A 20,380-nucleotide genomic window follows, 5' to 3' on the forward strand; every position below is an offset into this window, starting at 1 on the left:
CATGGCAACATCAAATAACACAAGCACCACGCCGCTGGCGTTGAACTGTACCAACAACGCGAATATCTCGTTTCGGTGGTTTGTACAGAACACCGAATACAATCCGGATCAAGGGACGTTTGCCCCTCTGGTGAATGGTGAGGAAGCGTTCGGTGCGGTGTATGACGCGATACTGCATGCCCAGCACACAATCGACATCGTCTGCTGGGGTTTTCAACCATCGATGTATTTCAAGCGTGGCCACGACGCTGGCGGAATGATCGGCGAGCTTCTTGCAATGCAGGGAGCCAATAACCGAAAGGTTCGACTGCTGTGCTGGCAGGACGATCTCCATGTCGCCGAATTGAGTGAAAACATGGCACCCGGCAACAACAAGGCCAGTGCGATTAAGCCCCATATCTGGGATTGGGTCTACGGGTTACCAGTCGTGCGCGACTATGCGGCCAAAGACCCTCAGGCAGATTACGAACTCGAGGTCGATTTTGCATGGTACGCCAGGGCGAACCTGAACAACGTCACGAAGCGCAACAAGAAGGTCGAACTGGCCAAAGGGGCTGCCCTGGAAGTCGTAAAGCCGCTGATAGTTCAAGCTTACGATGGCGCCAAGTACATCCACGATAGGTTTAACCCACCTCAGCCGTTCCAGGGTATCGAATTTGCAACGCGGGACTTCGGCATGGACAACCGCGAAGAAATTGCTCATCGGGTGAAGCTCCACAACCTGGCTGTAAAGAACGGGACCGGTACCGGCTCCGTGAGCACTTTGGCGATGACATCCGAACCCACACATCACCAGAAAATGGTGCTGATCGACTATGAATATCCCGAACTAGCGGTTGGCTTCGTGATGGGACATAACATGCTCGATACATACTGGGACACCAGTGACCACAGCACCGTGCGCATGCACCCGCGGATGGGGCGTAACGGATTTCATCCCCGACAGGACATTTCGAGCCGTGTAAGTGGGCCGATCCTCAAGAATCTCAATGATAATTTCTGTCAGGCTTGGGACGACGCGACAGGCCAGAGTCTGACCAAAGCAAGGGCGCACGTCGACGCGTGCAACCTGAAGCTGCGCGATGACAAGGACAACGTAAAGGTCATGGCCCAGGTGTTGCGCACACAGTCACAAAAGGGAAAGCGGGACATTGCGGCGATGTATATGCAGGCGATCAACAATGTCACGCAGTTCATCTACATAGAGAATCAATATTTCCGGTGGCCAGATCTGGCTACAAAGATCACGGATGTCGTAAACAATCTCGTTAATGCGCACCGCCCTGTTGACCAGCCGGTTTATCTATTCGTTGTCACTAATTCCAACGACGAGGGAATCGGTCAAGGGACGGTCAATACGTATCAGATGCTCAACGCGCTGGGGAGTGCGGATCAGATTCCGGCGGTGGCGAAAGGGGAGCGGGCGGACACATTAGGCCCGGAACTGAAGACTGCGGAAGCAGAAGCAAAGCCACCGCAAGGGTCGGCAGGTAGTTACCAGGAGGCGTACGGTCGCGCGGTCTATCAACAGCAAGCGCAGGCTCATCTGGCAGACGTGCAGCGGCAAGTCTGGGAGAACAACCATTCACCCATACCGCACATTGACATTCCGGGATTGAAAGTACATATCTGTACACTCGTTGCCCCAGACTCAAATCCAGCGGCCTGGGAATATTGCTATGTACATGCGAAGCTGATGGTCGTCGACGACGTGTTCATGACGCTCGGATCGGCAAACATCAATTTCCGGAGCATGGCAGTCGATAGTGAGTTGAACATCTGCCACGATCATGCCGGCGTCACCGCTCCATTGCGCAAAAAACTATGGGGCATCCATACCAAAGGCGCGGGAGCTCAGGATGACCCGAAGGATGCTTTCAAGCAATGGGATCGGATAATTAGAGCGAATTCCGCCAATCAGAAAGCACACTCAGCTCCCATCGCGTCTCTGGTGGGTTTCTCATATACGTCAGACAAGCGCACCACGAACGACTGATCGATGAACAAGACGACATTGATCCTTACTTGCGCTCTCATTGCAAGTGGCTGCTCGAATAAGGAGGATTCCTTGCCATCCCAGCCCAATATGAATGCCGTGCGCTCCAATCTTGCTTTTACATGCGTACACGAAGCAGACCATCTGCCGCCGCTCTCCCCTGATGCCGACCAGCTATTTAAATATGGCCGTTACCTCGAAACGAAGGACGGCCCGAAGGATCTCAACGAGGTTGCGCGTTTTTATCGGATTGCCGCAGCGAACGGACATTACAAGGCGAATAACAACCTGCAGCAGCTGATTTCCCGAGGCTCTGCGGTCTCACCTGACGCCCCTATGGAGACAATCGCTCTGGTAGAGCAATTGATAAAGCAGGGTGTGCCGGGGGGCTATTACGACATGGGCCACTATCTTGAGCTCGGCTACGGGGTAAAGCAGGACTCCGAGAAAGCCTTGCGATATTTCCGCAAGGCGGCTGATCTTGGTAATCCGGAAGGGCAGTTTTATGTCGCGGAGAAATTGTCGCCTGTTGATGCGGCGCCAGAGATAGCGAAGCAGATGTATCAATGCGCAGTCGATCAAGGATTAGGGGAGGCGGCAGAAAACTTCGGTGTGTTTTTGCAGACGGCCAAGCTTTATCCAGAGGCTGTGAAAGTTTTCCAGAAGGGTGTTGCTGCTGGAAACACGCTCACGGCGTCTTCTTTGGAGGAAGCATTCAAGGGCCCCTCGCCATCGGATCGGCTGAACTATCTTGGGTTATCGAACGATCCGGAGCGCTCCCGCAGATATCACCTCATAGGAGCGCTCATCGACGCTAACGAAAGCCGCAACCCAAAGATCCCGGACATCGACAAGATCGTGCCGTTGCCACCCGCAAAACTGCCGCCTTGGGACGGTACCTTCCAGTGGCAGAAGGAACGGAACGCAGCGGTGCCGCCGCAGAAACCCTCGGACGAACTCATCGACCAGCTTGCGAAGGCGAAGAACCTCGACCCGTCGACCGGCCTGCCGCTAGCTGGTAGTTCCAGCAAGACATCGTCAGTGGATCAACCCGTAACCGTCGCCGCCCGCCTGCCAATCGGCACGCTCGCCACGACAGGCGAACCCTGTCCTGAAGACGGTGTCTGGTGCGCAAAGCTCAGCAAAGGCCAGACAGGCGACGCACAGCGGCGCTTCCTGAAGGGCGACGTATTGCCCTCGCTTATCGTGCATGAACCACGCAAAGTGGCTGTGCTGGATCAGCTAATGGGACTCCGCCAGCAGATGGCGAAGGTGCAATGGGAACTGGTCGGATACATCGACCAGGCGTGATCTCCATGAAAGAACGGAACGAGCCACAGCCATGACCCGCTACATCATCCAGACCGGTGACAAGACCACAGCGAGCGGCATCGTGCTCGCACACTCGACCACCCTTGGGCTCAACGAGCGAAACATCGCGCACGAAAACGACGATGTGGCGTGTCCCGCTTGCCAGTCGACCGGCAAGATCCTGTGCGATGGCCCACGCGTCCCGATGACAGGGCCGGACGGACGACGCGTGGCATTGAGCGACGACCTCTGCATCTGCAAATGCGTTCCACCGCCGAAGCTGATCGCCTCGCAGCAGGCAATGTCGGTTGACGTGTGATGTCTGGGCATCGCAAACGCGCAGATGACTGCGTGCCATTTATGGACGATGTCCGCCAGCCAGAATCTTGAACTGCATTCTCCCGGACGATAAATGGAAGTGTGTTCATCGTGGGACAGTGCAGGAATTCGATTCATGAATGAACCTGTTGAACAGAAATCGCGACTTACGTGACCGTATACCATTTTTTCCCGATGCGGGCAGCGCTATTCATGACTTCACCGGTACCTGATTCGCTGAGTACATCATCGGCAAAGGAACGAAGACATACAAATGAAAGCGGCTCGTGCCATCTGTTTACTCGTGCTGACGCTGACATCGGGAATCTGTCTGGCGGATGTGGGCGGTCTTGGCGGAGCCGCGGAGTTTGTTTTTTACCTTCTGCTCTTTGCAGTTCTCTGGCTGTTGCTCACGGCACTGCTCGTCCGGATCCTGCGGAAATTATCTTTCCCGAAGCGATTCGGCCTTAGTTTTCTTTTTTTCGTCTCACCACTGTTTTTCCTGATCGGCTGGAGTGCGCTGGATCAGTTTCTCGGCACGGCCGGCAAGCGCGTCGACGGCGTTGCCCTAAGCCCGGTTGTCGTAGAAGGCGTGTCGTTCCCCGCAGGCAGTCGGGTAACGTATGAGCAGATGGGTGGGGGGTTCTGGCACGCGCGCCCTATCGGTGCGAAGACACATAAGACCGTGATGCTGGGGTCACTCGAAATCAACGAGCTTGAACAGGTGGAGGGATCCGCCGACGAGTTTTACGCCGTACTAGCCCGAGTTCAGACGATAGAAGGGTGGTCGTGCAGTGAGTACTCAACAGTCGACATGAAGATGACAGGCACGCAACTGCGCTTCGAGAGCTGCGAACTTGCCGCACCTAAAACGATCAATAACGTGACGTGGCCATCGTTGACCACTGTCACTCGAAAGGATGATGGTGGTTGGGCGCTGTCGCGGAGTAATGGTACCGAGGACCACTCGCCTGCGCAGGCTTTTGGAATGAAGTTTCGAGTCATGGACGCAACTTACAGCTCCGCACTGGTACTGACGCAGTGGTCCGCCCAGGCTTTCTTCGAAGACACAACGCTCGGGGACTATACGTTTTCGAGTGGAAGGTGGAACACCCTGCATCTGACAGATGGAGGCGATATCAGCATAGATGGCGGCGCCAAAAACATCAAAACGGGTGAAGAAATCGACTGCGTGCTGATTCAAAGTCAGGGACACCAGGTGGCACCCTGCAAGCCGCATGATGGCTGATTCGCTAGCGCCGGGTCCGGCAATGAACGCTTACAGGTTCCCGAAGGCTGGCCAGTACAATCCGTCACCGAAGCCAACCACTTCACGGAATTCGACGCTCATCGAGGCATGACTCTGGCAGACGGGCTGTGCATTAGCTCCACAGACCGACACCGAACAGATCCGTCCGCTTGCCCCCAATCAATTTCGCTAGACTGCCGATATCCGCCGCACCGCACACCAGCCAGCCCCCCATGACCAACAACGCCCTCAAGTCTCCGCATTTCAACGCCGCCCTAACCGCACTCACCGCCGCGGCCCTGTTCGGCGCCGCGACCCCGCTAGCCAAGATCCTCCTCGGCTCTATCTCCCCATTCATGGTAGCGGGCCTGTTCTACCTCGGCAGCGGCCTGGGCCTGGCCCTCTGCATCCTGATCCGCAGAACAACCCGCACCGCAGACGAACACGCCAACGTCAGCCGCATCGCACCGGCAGAAGTCCCCTGGCTATTCGGCGCGATCATCGCCGGTGGCATAGCCGGCCCGGCGCTGCTAATGCTAGGACTCACAAAAACCCCAGCGTCAACGAGTTCGTTACTACTAAACCTGGAAGGCGTATTAACAGCAGTAATCGCATGGGTAGCCTTCCGCGAAAACGTCGATCTTCAGGTATTCCTAGGCATGGTGGTCATCGTCGCAGGCGGCCTGCTGCTGTCCTGGCAACCAGGCTCCGCAAGCATTCCGCTGGGCGCATTGCTGATCGTCGGCGCGTGCCTGTGCTGGGCCATCGATAACAACCTCACCCGCAAGGTGTCCGCGAACGACGCAATGGTGCTAGCGTGCATCAAAGGTCTGGTGGCCGGTTCCGCAAACCTGTCGATCGCGCTGCTGTTCGGCGCGTCCCTGCCGTCGGCACTGAAGGTGCTGGCCGCAATGGCGACCGGTTTCGCCGGCTATGGCGTGAGCCTCGTGATGTTCGTCGTCGCGCTGCGCAATCTTGGCACGGCGCGAACCGGCGCCTATTTCTCGGTGGCACCGCTATTCGGCGTGGCGCTTTCGCTCGCAATCTGGCCGGGCATGCCGTCGGCGCTGTTCTGGATCGCGGCCGCGCTGATGGCAGTGGGTATCTGGCTTCACGTTCGCGAGCGTCACGAGCATCCGCACACGCACGAGGCGCTCGAACACAATCACGCGCACCGGCACGACGAACATCATCAGCATGAGCACGCTTTTGCTTACGACGGGCAGGAGCCGCACACGCACGCGCATCGCCACGCGTCGATCACGCACGCACATGCGCATTACCCGGACATCCATCATCGTCACAGGCATTAATTAGTGACCAGAAACAGCCGAGGATTCCTGTCATCCCGTGATCCCGTGGCGGGCAAGCCGATTTCACGCCCACCCCACACCCATCGAGTTCATAATGACCCCCGATGCGCGTACCGCGTCGACAGAGCAATCGGCCGCCAATAGAATCTGTCACAGACCTCACTGTCCCGATGCGCATGCCGCACACAGCATGCACACCGGCCAGCTTCAACCGGCAACGGATGCGGGGCTCCCCGTTGCGCTGACTGCCGCCGGCCCGCGAGACACACGACTCCGGGCGCACGCGGCTGTGGAGACGACAATGCATGTCGATGCACTGTTGCTGTCGAGGTTCCAGTTCGCGTGGGTCATCGCGCTGCACATTCTCCTGCCGGCGTTCACAGTCGGTCTTGCCTGCTTCATCGCGACGCTCGAGGTCCTCTGGTGGGCCACGAAGAAAGACGTCTATGGCCGGCTCTCCACGTTCTGGATCAAGATCTTCGCCGTGTCCTTCGGCATGGGTGTGGTGTCGGGGATCGTGATGCCGTTCCAGTTCGGGACCAACTGGAGCCGCTTTTCTTCGGCAACGTCGAACGTGATCGGCGGGCTGATGACTTACGAGGTGCTGACCGCCTTTTTCCTCGAGTCGGCGTTTCTCGGTGTGCTGCTGTTCGGGCGCAAGCGGGTGCCGCAGTGGGCGCATGCGCTGTCGGCGGTATTCGTCGCGCTTGGCACGCTCATGTCGTCGTTCTGGATACTCGCGGTCAATAGCTGGATGCAGACGCCGGTCGGCTACACGATCGCCGATGGCCGCTTTTATCCAGCAAGCATGCTGTCGATCATCTTCAATCCCTCGTTTCCTTACCGGCTCGCGCATACGGTCACCGCATTCGTCGTGACGACGGCGTTCGTTATCCTCGGTACCGGTGCGTACTATCTGCTCAACGGGCGCGCTCGCGAAGAGGCGCAGGTGATGGTGCGCATGTCGCTGTTCTTCCTGACGATCATGGTGCCGGTGCAGATGGTGATCGGCGACGCACACGGTCTGAACACGCTCAAGTATCAACCGCTCAAGGTCGCGGCGATGGAAGGGCTGTGGGAAACCGGTACACGGGTGCCCGCCAATCTCTTTTCGATTCCCGACGACGAGGCTGAAACCAATCATTTCGAAATCTCGGTGCCGGTACTCGGCAGTCTCTATCTGACTCACGATCCAAACGGGCTCGTGCACGGCATCAAGGACTGGCCGAAGCGCGACCGGCCCGTGGTGCCGCTCGTGTTTTTCGCCTTTCACATCATGGTCGGTGTCGCGCTACTGATGCTGTTGATCATCGTCTGGGGGCTCGTGCTGTGGCGCGGCCGCCGGCTCTACGACAATCGCAAGTGGCTGCGCGTCTGCCTGTGCGCGATGCCGGTCGGCTTCATCGCCGTGCTGGCCGGCTGGACCACCACGGAGACCGGGCGGCAGCCGTGGACGGTCTACGGTCTGATGCGCACCGCCGATTCCGTCACGCCGTCGCTGACAACGTTCGACGTCGGGTTGTCGCTGGCGATGTACGTCGTCAGCTATGTGGTGATCTTCGGTTCGGGCTTCGTGCTGCTGCGCCGGCTGGTTCGCGTCGGGCCGGCGGAAGCCGTGCAGGCCGTTGCCGCCAGCGGACCGGGGGGACCTGGTGGACGGGCGGCGCGGCCGTTGTCCGCGGTGGGCTCGGCTCACAACCCCGGCACCAACCCAGACAACGGAGGCAATCATGGCGCTTGACCTCGTCCCTGTCTGGGCCGGCCTGCTCGCGCTTGCCGTGCTGATGTACGTGCTGCTCGATGGTTTCGACCTCGGCGTCGGCATCATCTTTCTGCAGCGCACCGACGATCGCGAGCGCGACCTCATGATCAGTTCGGTCGCCCCTGTGTGGGACTTCAACGAGACGTGGCTCGTGTTCGGCGGCACCGCGCTGATGGGGGTATTTCCGGTGGCCTTCGCGGTGATCATCCCCGCGGTCTATTTCCCGATCCTGCTGATGCTGCTGGGCCTGCTGTTTCGCGGCGTCGCGTTCGAGTTTCGCGAGGTAGTCGGCGCGCGCAAGCAGCTATGGAACCGCGCCTTCTTCGGCGGTTCGCTGCTCGCCACCTTTGCGCAGGGCATCGTGCTCGGCACGTTTATCCACGGTTTTCCGGTCAAGGACGGGCAGTTTGTCGGGACGAGCTGGGACTGGTTTGCGCCGTTTCCGCTCATGACCGGCGTCGGGCTGGTATTCGGCTACACGCTGCAGGGTTCGACATGGCTCGTGATGAAAACCGAGGGCGAACTGCAGCGCTGGGCCCGTATGATCGCGCGCCGCACGCTGGCGGGCGTGGTGCTGTTCATCGTGGCCGTGAGCATCTGGACGCCGCTGGTCGATCCGCGCATCGCGGCCCGCTGGTTCAGCCTGCCTAACCTGATTTTCTTCTCGCCGGTGCCGCTTCTGACCGCGGTGCTGGCCTGGCAACTGCTGCGCAGCCTGCAGCGCGACCACGAAGTCGTGCCGTTTCTATGCTCGATCGGCCTGTTTCTGCTGGCGTTCAGCGGTCTGATCATCAGTCTCTGGCCGTATGTCGCGCCGCCCACTCTGACGCTCCATGCAGCCGCTGCCTCACCACTGTCACATGAATTTCTCATGATCGGGACGGCCTTTATCCTGCCTGTGCTGTTGATGTACGTGTTCTGGTCTTACTGGGTCTTTCGCGGCAAGGTCAGGCACGATACCGGCTACCACTGACCGGCGCCGTGTAGCCTGCGGTATTGCCGTTGTGCCTGACCAGGCTGTTCTCATGGACACCACATGACCGCTGATTCCGCACGCGACAAACCCACCTCCATCTCCTGCATCATCTGTGCATATAACGAAGCGCCGCGCATCGGCGCGGTACTGGCCGTAGCGTCTTCCCACTCCCTGCTGGGCGAAGTCATCGTCGTGGACGACGGCTCCACAGATGGCACCGCGGACGTCGTCAGGCAGTTTCCCTCAGTGCGTCTGATCGTCCGCGAGGCCAACGGCGGCAAGAGCGCTGCGGTGGCGACCGGCATCGCGGCCGCGCAGGGCGACCTGCTGATGCTGCTCGATGCCGACCTGAAGGGCCTCACCGCCGATAACCTCACCAAGCTCGCCGCGCCCGTGCTGCGGGGCAGCGCGCAGGTCAGTCTCAGCTTGCGGCAGAACAGCCTGCCGATCTTTCGCCTGATCGGCCTCGATTTCGTCTCCGGCGAGCGGGTCGTCAGAAAGGCGTTGCTCGACGAGGTGCTCAAGGAAATCCACGGTTTGCCGCGCTTCGGGATCGAGGTGTTCATGAATCGCCGGATCATCGAGCGGCGCCTGCCGCTGGCCGTGACGCGTTGGCCTCATGTAACGCAGGCGCGCAAGACTGAAAAGCTCGGCTACTGGCGGGGTATGCGCGCTGAGTGGCGCATGATCGCCGATCTGCTGAAAGTGGTTTATCCGCTGGCGCTCGTCACACAGACCCTGCAGATGTCGCTGCTGCGCGTCGGTCACGCACGGGCATCGTTCGCGCTGTGGATGAGACGGGCGCGCAACAACCTGCGTTAACCTGCGCTAGCCTGCGCGCGGTCTTTGATTCGCACCACGCGCCTATTGCGCCGTCATCCGCACGCACAAGCGCCGCGAAGCCAGCGCGATAAAACTGGCCGCGCCAAACGCAAGCGGGCAAAGCAGCGTAGCGAAGCGCCACAAGATCAGCGCAGTAGCGATCGCAGCGCGCGGTACCCATTCGCCGAATGCCGCGGCCAGCCCGAGGTCGCCGCCACCGCCGCCCGCGGGAATGCCCGTCCACAACGCGGCATGCAGCACCAGTACCTGCACGGCGACGACGAACCCGGCCGGCAACCGGTAGCCGAGTTCGCGCAGGATGAACCAGAGCGCGCCATAGCGCAGCAGCCATTGCGTCGTAGTGAGCAGCAGGAGCGCGGCGACCTGCCAACGCGGGCCGGTCATCAGTTGCATCCATTGTCGGCGGACGTTGCCGAAGAACCCGCTCAGACGCGCGCGCCGCTCGCTGCGGCCACGAAAGCGGTGTACCGCAACCTCGAAGGCCGCGGCGATGCGGCGCCGGCTACGCCACACCACGCCTGCGATGAGCGCCACGCCGAGCAGGACCGCGGCGAGCACGGGCAGGCTGACGGCGGGCACCAGTTGCGCGAGCGGGCCGAGACCCGAGAGCAGGGCGATCGGCAAGGCCACGGCAAAGAACGTCATGTCGAGCGCCTGATCGGAGCCGACGATCGTGGTCGCCTGCGCCCACGAAGCGCCCGCACGCTGCAACAGCCCGATGTTGACGCCGTACCCGGCCGCACCGAAAGGCGAGACGAGGAAGGCCGAATCGGTGGCGAACGTGATCGCGAGCGTGCGCCTGAAGCGGATTCGCACACCGAGCGCGGTCTGCATCAGATGCAGCTTGCCCGCTTTGGCCACTGCGCTTGCGGCCGCGCTCGCAGCGAGCGCGGCGATCAGTTGCCAGGAGACGGTGCGTAGCCCGGCCAGGGCCGAGTGAAAACTCACGACGAACGGCGCACCGATCGCCAGACCGATACCGAGAATCGACAGCAGGATCGCCAAGCTGAGTGCGAGAGGTTTAGCCAAGGCTGATGTTCCGATGGTCGGTGTGGAGTGTCTGCGTTCAGCTTTGCTGTCGGCGCATCAACGCGCGCGCCGCTACGGCCGCCTGCGGCCGGCCCATGTCGGCGGCCACGAAATGCGCGATCTGCCGATCGGTGAGGCCCACCGTGACGTAGTCGTTAGGGGCCTTGCTGGTCGGGCCATCCGATGCCGAGTGATATTCGATGCGAAGCTGCGTCGCCGTGACGACGAGCCGCAGGTAGCCGTAGTTGGTGTCGTCGTAATTCTCGAGCACGACGAGATCGGTCGTTGCGGACTTCGCCTGCAGCACCTGCGGCGCGCGAATCGCAGCCGCACCGCGCGCCGCGAGCTTGATCAGACCATGTCCGCCGTTGCCGCAGATGATGTACGGAATCTGCGTACCGTCGGCGTTACGCGTGCGCGTGAAGCGCTGGTAGTTGTGCGCGTGGCCGGACAGGAACGCATGCGGCCATACGCCGTTGGCGCTGCACACCTGGTCGATCTGCGCCAGCATCGCGGAACTCGAACCATGACCGCCCGCGCAATACGGCGGATGATGATCGGCGATCAGCAATGCGCCAGTAAATTTCTCGGCCTTCACGCGCTTTAACGCGGCGTCGAGAAACGCGAGCTGGCTATCGCCGATGTGCGGATCCGAAATCACGCCGGGGTCTTCGAGCGTATTGCTATAGATCACCAGCACGCGCACGAACGGTGCTTCGAACGTGAAGAACACACCGGGCTGGATCTGCGCGGTGCGCGACAGTCCGCCGGCTTCGGGCGTCACGGTGAAAGTCTGCGCGCAGAAGTTGCGCAGGTATGCCGCGAGACTGGTGGCGTGCGCCTCGGGCGACACCATGCCGTCGTGGTTGCCCGCGCAGGCGAGGATCGGCGCCGGATAGTCGCGATACGGTTCGTAAAACTGGTCGTAGTAGTACTTGCCTTCGCCAAAGCTATAGACGACGTCGCCAAGCATCAACGCGAACTGCGGGACTTCGGCGGGATTGGACTCGTTGAAGTCGGCGGTCAGCTTATCGGCGACTTCGTTCTGGGTTGCCGGGCCTGTGGTATTGCCGCAATCGCCGAGCGCATGAAACACGAGCTGGCCGCCGGCCGTGATCCTGTCGATTGCCGCGGTGTTGCCGCCCAGCACGCTCGCCAGCGACAACTGCGGCTCAACGCCGCCGCGTGGTGCGGGGAACGGCAGCGGAAACAGCTTGTGCTCGGCGTTGAGTTTGTCGATTTCCTTGTACGCCGCATCGTCCGATGGATGGACGACGCGGAACACGGTGGGGTCGGCGGTCGGTTGGGGTTGGGCAAATACCGGCTTGTCGAGTACCCGTGCAGTGGGGGTGGCCGTGGCGGCGTGATCGACGGGTCGCACAGCTGCCGGTGCCTTTTTGCGGGCGGCGGCTTTGGTGCTGGAAGCGGGTTTTTTACGGTCTACTTTCTTGTCGCTTTCTTTCGGCTTGACCTTCGGGTTCCGCGGTTTCGATTCGGACTTTGCCGGCATCAGCGTCTCCTTGGGGAATCAATCGGGCAGCGGGCCAACCCGCACCCTGTCGTCATGGTTTCTTCGCAATTTCTTCGCAATCGACGAACGTTACGACAATCGCGTGGCGAAAAAGTGTCGCTGCAACCGAGGGTGCCTGCTAATCGATGCGACTTATGCGCAATGAAGGCGGCACGACAGGGCGTTACCTTTCCTCGTGTAAACGAGGCCGCGTCAGGTTTCTTGCAAGCTGGTCCGCATGCTGTCGCAGTTCGGGCACCGCAATCGCTTCCCAATACCGCGCCTTCAACATCGGGCCGATATAGAACAGACCCGGAATGGCTTCGTCGTGCGCACCGATTACCTGATAGTCACCGTCGACGAGCAAGCCGAGTTTCAGTCGATCCTGCTGTATCAAGCCCGTTTCTCGAAGCTGGGTGACGAGCGGCAAGGAGAGGGCGGACAGATCGTAGTTCGGCCCGGTGCAGTTGACGATTGCGCCGATGTCGAGACTCTTCGTGTCGGTGTGATGCCGCTCCTTGATCTGGACACGCAGATTCGTGCCATGCAGATCGAGTCCGGCGACTTGCCCCGCGATACGCTCCACCTGTCCCGATTCAAGCAGCCTCTCGAGGCGACGGGTCGCCACAGGCGCCAGTCGATGCCGATGAATATCCCAGTACGCCGCGATACCCCGCAACGAACGGCGCTGTTCGGATTCCGGCAGCCCCTGCCACAGACGCGCGGCATGCGGCCGAAGCTCATTGATGACATCGCGCCAGTTGCCTCCGTCGGCTTCCCTTCGCGCCGACTCCCGCCGCAGCGCTCGCGTGTAGGCGCGGATCGTGGGCGGCAGTCCGGCGAGATACGCCGGATAGTCCGAGGTGCAGGGAGGAGAGGGATTGAAGCGATGACCGTGTGGCAACAGGCCACGGCGCGATAGCAAAACGACCTTGCGGGTGGCGTTGCAGCTTGTCAGTCTGAATAGCGCATCGATGGCCGTGTGCCCGGTTCCCAGTATCACCACAGGCCTGGCGGGATCGAGGCTATCGAGCCTGGTGAAGTCCCATGGGTCGACGATGTGTCGATAGAGTGCTTCGGGTACGGCGGCCGGTGGTCGTGGTGGAAAGTGTCCCAACGCCAGGACGACTTGCGTCGCTTTTAACGACGATCCGCTTGCGAGTGCGACGCGAAACGTGTTGTCGGAAGCATCGGGAGCGACTGCGATCGCCTCGTCCGTGATTTTCTCGAGGATGCCAGGATGCTGCGTTTCGGCGCTTTCTAGCGTGCTCTGCAGGTACTCGCCATACAATCGGCGGGAAATAAACGATCCGGCATTGAGCGCAGGATCGATATGCTGGCACCAGGACACGAAGTGATCGGGTTCATCGACGAGCGCGCTCATATTGCCGGCTGGCACATTCAGCAGGTGGTTGTCGTCGCGCGAACGATACGCAAGGCCGCGTGCGTGGACGGGAGCCTGTTCGATGAGCACGACACGCAGATCGTGCGATTGACGGGTGCGAAGAATATTGACCGCGGTCAGTGTGCCGCTGAACCCAGCCCCGATGATTGCGATCGTGCGTTTTTCTGAAGACGTGCGGTGCATGGGTAGAAGGTTCGAGGGCGATAGCCGGATTTTGCACATCATACGGTGCCGATATTACGGCTGCGAAAAGGACACGACATACGCCACAGAGGCGTCAGGAGATGTCACATGAGTGAGAACCTGCTTGAGGATGTCTACGTCGAGACCGTACTTGGACGCATCCGTCTGCGTGTCGGCGGCGACGGGCCTGCGATTCTTTTCTGGCCCAGCCTGCTCATGGACGGCAGCATGTGGCTCGACATCGCGCGACGCTTGCAACCTCATTACAAGGTCGTGCTGATCGATCCGCCCGGTCACGGTGCAAGTTCGCCACTCAAAAGCGGTTTCGATTTCGCGTCATGCGCGATCTGCCTGCGAGAAATCGTCGATGCGCTGCAACTGGCCCGCGTGCATTACGTCGGCAATTCGTGGGGGGCAATGATCGGTGGGACTTTTGCCGCGCTGTATCCGGATCGTGTGGGCAAGCTCGTGCTGATGAACGGCACCGCTTCGCCGTGCGGCGCCTGGCAGCGCATCGAATACAGCCTGTTGATTCGCATGGGCCTGCTATTGGGCGGCATTCGCGGTCCGCTACGCGGAAGTGCCGAGAAGGCGTTTCTTGGGCCGACGACCCGGGCGACTCGCCCGGCGGTGGTGACGGCGGTGCGCGAGGCGCTGTCGCGGGTCGATTTCCGCTCGGTAAGGTGGGCCGTGGAGAGTGTCGTGCCCCGCCGGCCTGATCAACGGATGGTGTATACGGCCGTGCGGGCGCCGGTACTTGTCGTTGCCGGCGAGGAAGACGCGACCTTTCCCATCGATGAAACGCGCATGGCGGCGAACGCTATTCCTGGTGCGTCGTTTGTTGTGTTGAAAGGCGTTGCGCATCTGGCGGGCTTTGAGAGTCCGGGTGAAGTGAGTGAACTGATCGATGGATTCATTCGAGCGAATGGATGAATCAAATGCGGTGGATATTAGGAACGCTTGATATCAATGAACTCAAAATTTGGGCTATTGGCTCGCACACAGATTCATTGAATGGAGCGCTATCGTTCCCGGCAGGTTCTCGCTGGGAATAAGGCTGAAGGCGCGCCAATCCGCTTCATTCACGTAGACTACTCCATCCTTACAAAGCATCTGTGCCTGCCTTGGTTGCTTTTTGCACTGTGCAGTACCGATCAGACACCGCTGCCATTGAGGAATCGTTCGCATCGGTTCGACTGGACCAGAATCACTGTCGGTATAGCCTCGTACGGCCCGCGTTGCGATGGTCATATGTAGAAACGCAAGATTGGGTTTGACCGGCCGTGCCGCTTCCGCTTCATCGTAGTGTCCGTGCAGTTTCCAAACGTAAAGCCCGCCCGCCGGAAGCAACATGAGCAAGCACAATACGGTGCTGACAACTAACACCGTTCCGGCCGTAACACGACGCTTTCGGGTTGCGAGGTGGCCAGCCAGGACGAACCCAAAGGCGCCGCCGACTGTGGCAAGAAAAAATATTCCAAATGCCCGGTTCTCGCATTCGTACCCACATCTCGGAGAAAATGCGAGGAATAATCCGGAGGCTAGCCAGCCCGCGGCCAGCCCAACGGCGGCAAAGAAAACGAGTGCCAGAAATCTTTTCACTTCATTTCCCAGAACAAGATTTGTTTTGACTGTCCGAGATCGGAAAAGCCGAACGGGTATTCCGCGAAAAACGAATCCATACCCAGCATTCGACCCATCGTCGCAAACGAGTTGGCTGGGCTACTGATGGTTAGTCGGGATCCGTTCCAGAGGTCGATATGGCCGCCGCTTGCATCTTCCGGTTTTTCGCGCTCGCGGGACCAGTACCGCAAAAAAGCAATGATGCCGGTTCTGTCTTTGACTCTGGACGACCAGTCTGGTCCAGTAATGTTCTCCGCCGGACGAAGCCCAGCGATCGGTCGCAATTGTAGCCACTCGGCCAACTCGTCAGCACGCGTAGCAGTGGCCTTACCGCCGAGCAGAATGCGGCCGATACTCGCCTTGCCTGGGGCGGGCTTGACCACTTTTTGCGAGAACGACTTCATTTCGATACCGACACGATGGAAGGTCACACTCATGCGGATCGCACATTGATTGCCGTGCTGTCCATCCGGGTCGTCGTACGGATTACCCGTCGCATAGTTGTCCCACAACTCCCGGAAGGTCAGAACATTCAGATGGACTTCCTTGACAGAGTTCGGTGTCGAGTTTGTTTTGACTACAGTTTTCCTGTTCGGCATGGTCGGGATCCGTCCCAATTGATAAGCATGTGCAGCACACGGGCCGGAGAAACAGATACACCATGAAATGACTCGGAATTGATAACATTTGTCACCCGGTCACAATATTTGGCCATTGTTCACAATGCGTGTCGTTATTCGTGCCCGAAACATGGATTCGTTAAGAACTTTTCACTGACAGACGTCAAACCGACAAGCGTGTCAGACGCGGTAACTTCGGAACATCTATGCTCGACTCGACGGTAGTGTGGCTCGCATACGGTTCAGCATTTGCGTTCGCGCTCTTGATGACACTGGTCTGGCGCGTCGTACACGAGCGGCGGGTCTGGCGCGCCGGCTCGACGATGCAGATCGCGAAGATTTCAGCCTACAAGATGGCGCTGATCAGTGGCGGCGTGTCGCGGGTTGCGCTGACGGGTGTCGTGCGGCTGATCGGCCGCAAGATCCTGGTGCCTGGTGTGGCCGGCGTCCTCACCGCGAACCGCACCTCCGACGATGAACTCGACGACGTCGAACGCCAGACGCTGGAAGCCGCTAAGACGCCGTCCATGCTTAACGAACTGCTGATACGACTGGAGTCGCTGCTCAAGCGCAAAAAGCTGATTGCGCAGATGCGCAGCGAACTGATCGCAGTCGGTTACATGCGATTGTTGGGATCGCGGACATGGTGGCTGAATTACCTCGCAAACATGTTGCCGTTTGCGCTGTTACTGGCGGCGGAGGTTGGCGGCGTCGCGTATCTCGCACGGTCGATGACGATCGAGACCGGTGGTGTCGCGGGTCTTGCGATGGCAGCAGATGCGCAGGATCTGTTGCAGGAATTTATCGCATGGTCTTTCGTCACCATGCTCGTCGTCGCGCTGCCGGGTCGCGTCACGCCCCTGGGGCGATACATCGTGTGGTCGGCGACGCAGCATCACCCGGACTTCAAGACCGCGCGTGCCGATCAAGGCGACGCCATCGACATCAAGATGCTCGGTCAGTCGGTTGCGTTGTACGGACAGGATGCGCTGGCGGGTAGCGACATGGCATGGATTCCGGCGCTGATGGCGCAGACCAATAATTCCGATTGAACGCACGGGCGTGCAATGGCGCCGGCAATTGCTCCAGCAATCGTTCCAGGATGAGGACACACATGGCAGCTACGTATCGCGCGATCATGCTGACAAAAGCGGGCAGCCCCGAGTCTCTACAACCGGTCGAACTGCCCGTCGAGGCACCCGCCCAGGGACAGTTGCGCGTGCGCATTCGTGCGGCTGGCGTCGGCTCGACCGACCTGATCATGCTGGCGGGCCAGTATCTCTATGCGCCACCGTTTCCCTTCGTGCCGGGCTATGAAATGGCAGGTGTCGTCGATGCGATCGGCGACGGTGTGACCGGTTTCGCGATCGGTCAACGGGTTGCGGCGTTGACGGTGCACGGCGGTTTCGGCGAAATGCTGGTTCGCGACGCAGTCGATTTCGTGCCGATTCCCGTCGGCGTCTCCGATGTCGACGCGGCCGCGGTGATACTCAACTACGTGACGGCCTGGCAAATGATTCATCGCGTGGCGCACGTGCAGGCCGGTCAGACTGCGTTGGTGACGGGCGCAGCAGGGGGTGTCGGCAGTGCGTTGCTGCAGTTGCTGCGGTTGGCTGGAGTGAAGATCTATGGCGCTGCATCGGTGAGCAAGCATGAGACGGTGAGCGCGCTTGGCGCGATCCCCGTCGATTACCGTGCGGGGCCGCTCGATCGCCTTGTTCGTGCGCTCGAACCCGCTGGGGTCGATCACGTGTTCGATGCGGTGGGTGGCACCAGCATCGGACCATGCATCGGCGCCGCGCGGCGCGGCGGAACTGTCGTTGGCTTCGGATTCATGGCCGTCAGCGGCAAGCTCGCCACTGCGCGCATGTTCATCAATCTCTTCGTGGGCTCGCGATTGCGAGGACGGCGCGGCACGTTCTACGGCATCACCGCGCTGTATCGCAAGAACCGTAAACCGTTCCACGAAGATCTGCCGAAGATCTTCGCGTTACTCGCCACCCGACAGATCGATCCGCTGATCAGCGCGACGTTTCCGCTGCTCGACGCGAGACGGGCGATCGAGTTGCTGGCAACCGGTACCGTGCAGGGCAAGCTCGTTCTGACTAACCCTTAACGTCCGCTATTCCTCCGCTTCCTGCTGACCGCTTTCCCAATACACGTTGAGCCCCATCAGCGACGTCAGCGTTTGCGCCGCCTCTTTCATCCGCGTGCCGACTTCCGCCATCGCGGGCACCGGCGCGTTGTCGATGCGTTCGATATACGGCGTAGTCAGCGCTGCGATCGCATGGCCGTGGCGGCCGAACACCGGATACGCAAGATTGCGCACGCCCTTGACCTGACGGCTCTGCATCCGCGCGAAGCCGCGCTGGCGGATCTGCGCGAGATCGTGTGCGAGGGTCTTTTCGTCGATGGTCTGCTCGCCATCCACGGGTACGTGCAGCCTGAGCATCTCTCGGCGTTCGGCTTCTTCCTGGAACGCCATTAGCACCTGACCCGACGCGGTATCGGTCATGCCGATCAGCGTGCCGACCTTTAACGAAAACCCCCAGCGCTCCGGGCTCTCGACACCCGCGACGATCAGCACGCGTCCCGCCTGATAGACGCATAGATGGAACGACTGCCTGACCTCGCCAGCGAGCTGGGTCATCAACGGCAGCGCGGTCGACACCAGCGAGCGCACCGGTTGATGCCGATGCGCGAGCTGGAACAGCAGCAGCGACAGCGCGTAGCGCTCGCCGGTCGCCACCAGATAGCCGCGCGTTTGCAGCGTGACGACCATGCGGAAAATTTCCGCGGTCGTGCGGCCGAGCGCGCGGCCCAGGTCGACGAGCGACAGCCCCTCCGGATGACCGGCAAGCAGTTCGATGATGTCGAGGCCCTTTTCGAGCGCAGGGGCCGAATAACGCGTGGTGTCCAACGTGACTCCCTTCAATGGCATGGCTGCGGCGGCGGCAGCCGCGATGACGTGATTGTAGAGCGCGTTTCGTGCCGGTTACCGGTGCCGGCACGCTGGGGAAAACACCGAGCATAATTTCAAATATAAAATCTAGTTTTACGAATAAAATGATCGGCGTGACTCGATGAGCATGATCTGGCGCGGCTGAAGCCCGGTTTCGCTCACGCGATATAACGCGAACACAGAAGGAGGAGACGCCGGATGGCCGAGGTTGCATTCGAGCAGGTGCAGAAGTCTTTCGGTGCCGTCCAGGTGCTCAAGCAGATCGACCTGACCGTACGTGACGGGGAGTTCCTCGTGCTGGTGGGCCCAAGCGGTTGCGGCAAGTCGACGCTGCTGCGCGCGCTGGCCGGGCTCGAAGGGGTGACGCATGGGCGCATCCTGATCGATGGCCGGGTGGTGAACAATCTGCCGCCGAAAGATCGCGACATCGCGATGGTGTTCCAGAACTACGCGTTGTATCCGCACATGAGTGTGCTCGAAAACCTGACGTTCGCACTGAAGCTGCGCGAGCTGAAACCCGCCGAGATCGACTCGCGGGCGCGCGAGGCGGCGTCGATCCTTGGTCTGGAGGGGCTGCTCGACCGTTATCCGCGGCATCTGTCGGGCGGCCAGCGGCAGCGTGTCGCGATGGGCCGCGCGATTGTGCGCGACCCGAAGGTATTTCTGTTCGACGAGCCGCTGTCGAACCTCGATGCGAAGCTGCGCGTGCAGATGCGCGCCGAAATCCGTGCGTTGCATCAGCGGCTGAAGGCCACCACTGTCTACGTGACGCACGACCAGATCGAAGCGATGACGATGGCCGATCGCATTGTCGTGCTGAACGGCGGCACGATCGAGCAGGTCGGTGCGCCGCTCGACCTGTACGACGATCCCGACAATCTGTTCGTCGCGAGCTTTATCGGCTCGCCGGCGATGAACCTGTTCACCGGTCACTACGCGAGTACCGCGGACGGTGCGCGCGTGCGCATCGGCGACGTCATGCTGCCCGCTCCGCGCGTGCATGCTGCCGACGGTCAGTCCGTCACGATCGGCATGCGGCCCGAGCATCTCGAGTTGAGCGACGCCGACGGCTTCGCTTTCACCGTGAACGTCGTCGAACCGACAGGCGCGGCCACCGAACTGTTCGGCACGGTCGCCGGCGCACCGTGTTGCGTGACGGTCAACGGGAGATCCGGGCTGCGGCCAGGTGCGCTCGCGCAGTTGCGCGCGACGCCTGGTCATGTGTTTCTGTTCGACCCGGACAGCGGGCGCCGGCTGCGGTAACGCACGCACATCGACAG

17 protein-coding genes are annotated in these 20,380 nt (G+C 60.4%); 12 read left to right on the forward strand and 5 right to left on the reverse strand.

What is annotated here, in order from left to right; translation table 11 throughout:
- The first annotated feature begins 1 nt into the window (after position 1).
- The 8 genes from BWP39_RS20805 (at position 2) to BWP39_RS20840 (ending at position 9,747) form a co-directional block, all read left to right on the forward strand.
- Positions 2 to 1,996, forward strand: coding sequence for a phospholipase D-like domain-containing protein (locus BWP39_RS20805; protein WP_096723649.1), 1,995 nt, complete (start codon positions 2 to 4; stop codon positions 1,994 to 1,996).
- Positions 1,997 to 1,999: 3 nt separating this feature from the next.
- Positions 2,000 to 3,307 (forward strand): SEL1-like repeat protein, encoded by a 1,308-nt coding sequence (locus tag BWP39_RS20810; protein ID WP_207556998.1) that lies wholly within the window; start codon positions 2,000 to 2,002, stop codon positions 3,305 to 3,307.
- A 31-nt stretch (positions 3,308 to 3,338) separates the two neighbouring features.
- Positions 3,339 to 3,626, forward strand: coding sequence for a PAAR domain-containing protein (locus BWP39_RS20815; protein WP_096723651.1), 288 nt, complete (start codon positions 3,339 to 3,341; stop codon positions 3,624 to 3,626).
- Between the two features lie 273 nt (positions 3,627 to 3,899).
- Entirely contained in the window at positions 3,900 to 4,874 is a 975-nt protein-coding gene (locus BWP39_RS20820; protein WP_096723653.1) for a hypothetical protein, read from the forward strand.
- Between the two features lie 233 nt (positions 4,875 to 5,107).
- Positions 5,108 to 6,187, forward strand: coding sequence for a DMT family transporter (locus BWP39_RS20825; RefSeq protein ID WP_096723655.1), 1,080 nt, complete (start codon positions 5,108 to 5,110; stop codon positions 6,185 to 6,187).
- A 301-nt stretch (positions 6,188 to 6,488) separates the two neighbouring features.
- Positions 6,489 to 7,928 carry a cytochrome ubiquinol oxidase subunit I gene (locus BWP39_RS20830; RefSeq protein WP_096726058.1) on the forward strand — a complete coding sequence of 480 codons (1,440 nt, stop codon included), beginning with the start codon at positions 6,489 to 6,491 and terminating at the stop codon, positions 7,926 to 7,928.
- Entirely contained in the window at positions 7,918 to 8,922 is a 1,005-nt protein-coding gene (gene cydB, locus BWP39_RS20835; RefSeq protein ID WP_096723657.1) for a cytochrome d ubiquinol oxidase subunit II, read from the forward strand. Before BWP39_RS20830 ends, cydB begins: the two co-directional genes overlap by 11 nt.
- A gap of 63 nt (positions 8,923 to 8,985) precedes the next feature.
- Positions 8,986 to 9,747, forward strand: a complete 762-nt coding sequence (locus BWP39_RS20840) for a glycosyltransferase family 2 protein (protein ID WP_096723659.1) — start codon at positions 8,986 to 8,988, stop codon at positions 9,745 to 9,747.
- Positions 9,748 to 9,789: 42 nt separating this feature from the next.
- Here the strand turns inward: BWP39_RS20840 and BWP39_RS20845 are convergent, their stop codons facing one another.
- The 3 genes from BWP39_RS20845 to BWP39_RS20855 all read right to left on the reverse strand — a co-directional run bounded on the left by BWP39_RS20845 (position 9,790) and on the right by BWP39_RS20855 (position 13,895).
- Positions 9,790 to 10,797, reverse strand: coding sequence for a lysylphosphatidylglycerol synthase transmembrane domain-containing protein (locus BWP39_RS20845; protein ID WP_157915162.1), 1,008 nt, complete (start codon positions 10,795 to 10,797; stop codon positions 9,790 to 9,792).
- Positions 10,798 to 10,834: 37 nt separating this feature from the next.
- Positions 10,835 to 12,307 (reverse strand): metallophosphoesterase family protein, encoded by a 1,473-nt coding sequence (locus BWP39_RS20850; RefSeq protein WP_096723663.1) that lies wholly within the window; start codon positions 12,305 to 12,307, stop codon positions 10,835 to 10,837.
- Between the two features lie 184 nt (positions 12,308 to 12,491).
- A complete protein-coding gene (locus tag BWP39_RS20855; RefSeq protein ID WP_096723665.1) occupies positions 12,492 to 13,895 on the reverse strand; it encodes an FAD/NAD(P)-binding protein in 1,404 nt (467 codons plus the stop codon).
- A gap of 108 nt (positions 13,896 to 14,003) precedes the next feature.
- Here BWP39_RS20855 and BWP39_RS20860 point away from each other — a divergent pair, with 108 nt between their 5' ends.
- Entirely contained in the window at positions 14,004 to 14,828 is an 825-nt protein-coding gene (locus BWP39_RS20860; RefSeq protein WP_096723667.1) for an alpha/beta fold hydrolase, read from the forward strand.
- 665 nt (positions 14,829 to 15,493) lie between these two features.
- Here BWP39_RS20860 and BWP39_RS20870 read toward each other — a convergent pair.
- Complete coding sequence (locus BWP39_RS20870) at positions 15,494 to 16,117, reverse strand: type VI secretion system amidase effector protein Tae4 (protein WP_096723671.1); 624 nt, start codon at positions 16,115 to 16,117, stop codon at positions 15,494 to 15,496.
- Positions 16,118 to 16,344: 227 nt separating this feature from the next.
- On the opposite strand from BWP39_RS20870, the gene BWP39_RS20875 reads away from it, so the two are divergent.
- Complete coding sequence (locus BWP39_RS20875; RefSeq protein ID WP_096723673.1) at positions 16,345 to 17,190, forward strand: TIGR04222 domain-containing membrane protein; 846 nt, start codon at positions 16,345 to 16,347, stop codon at positions 17,188 to 17,190.
- Between the two features lie 62 nt (positions 17,191 to 17,252).
- Entirely contained in the window at positions 17,253 to 18,254 is a 1,002-nt protein-coding gene (locus BWP39_RS20880) for a zinc-binding dehydrogenase (RefSeq protein WP_170043883.1), read from the forward strand.
- 6 nt (positions 18,255 to 18,260) lie between these two features.
- On the opposite strand, the gene BWP39_RS20885 is transcribed toward BWP39_RS20880, so the two are convergent.
- Positions 18,261 to 19,058 (reverse strand): IclR family transcriptional regulator, encoded by a 798-nt coding sequence (locus BWP39_RS20885; protein WP_096726059.1) that lies wholly within the window; start codon positions 19,056 to 19,058, stop codon positions 18,261 to 18,263.
- A gap of 240 nt (positions 19,059 to 19,298) precedes the next feature.
- On the opposite strand from BWP39_RS20885, the gene BWP39_RS20890 reads away from it, so the two are divergent.
- The gene (locus tag BWP39_RS20890; RefSeq protein WP_096723677.1) at positions 19,299 to 20,363 is read left to right on the forward strand and encodes an ABC transporter ATP-binding protein; all 1,065 of its coding nucleotides are present in this window, start codon (positions 19,299 to 19,301) and stop codon (positions 20,361 to 20,363) included.
- Positions 20,364 to 20,380: the final 17 nt, after the last annotated feature.

Source organism: Paraburkholderia acidicola, from assembly GCF_002362315.1.
GTDB lineage: Bacteria > Pseudomonadota > Gammaproteobacteria > Burkholderiales > Burkholderiaceae > Paraburkholderia > Paraburkholderia acidicola.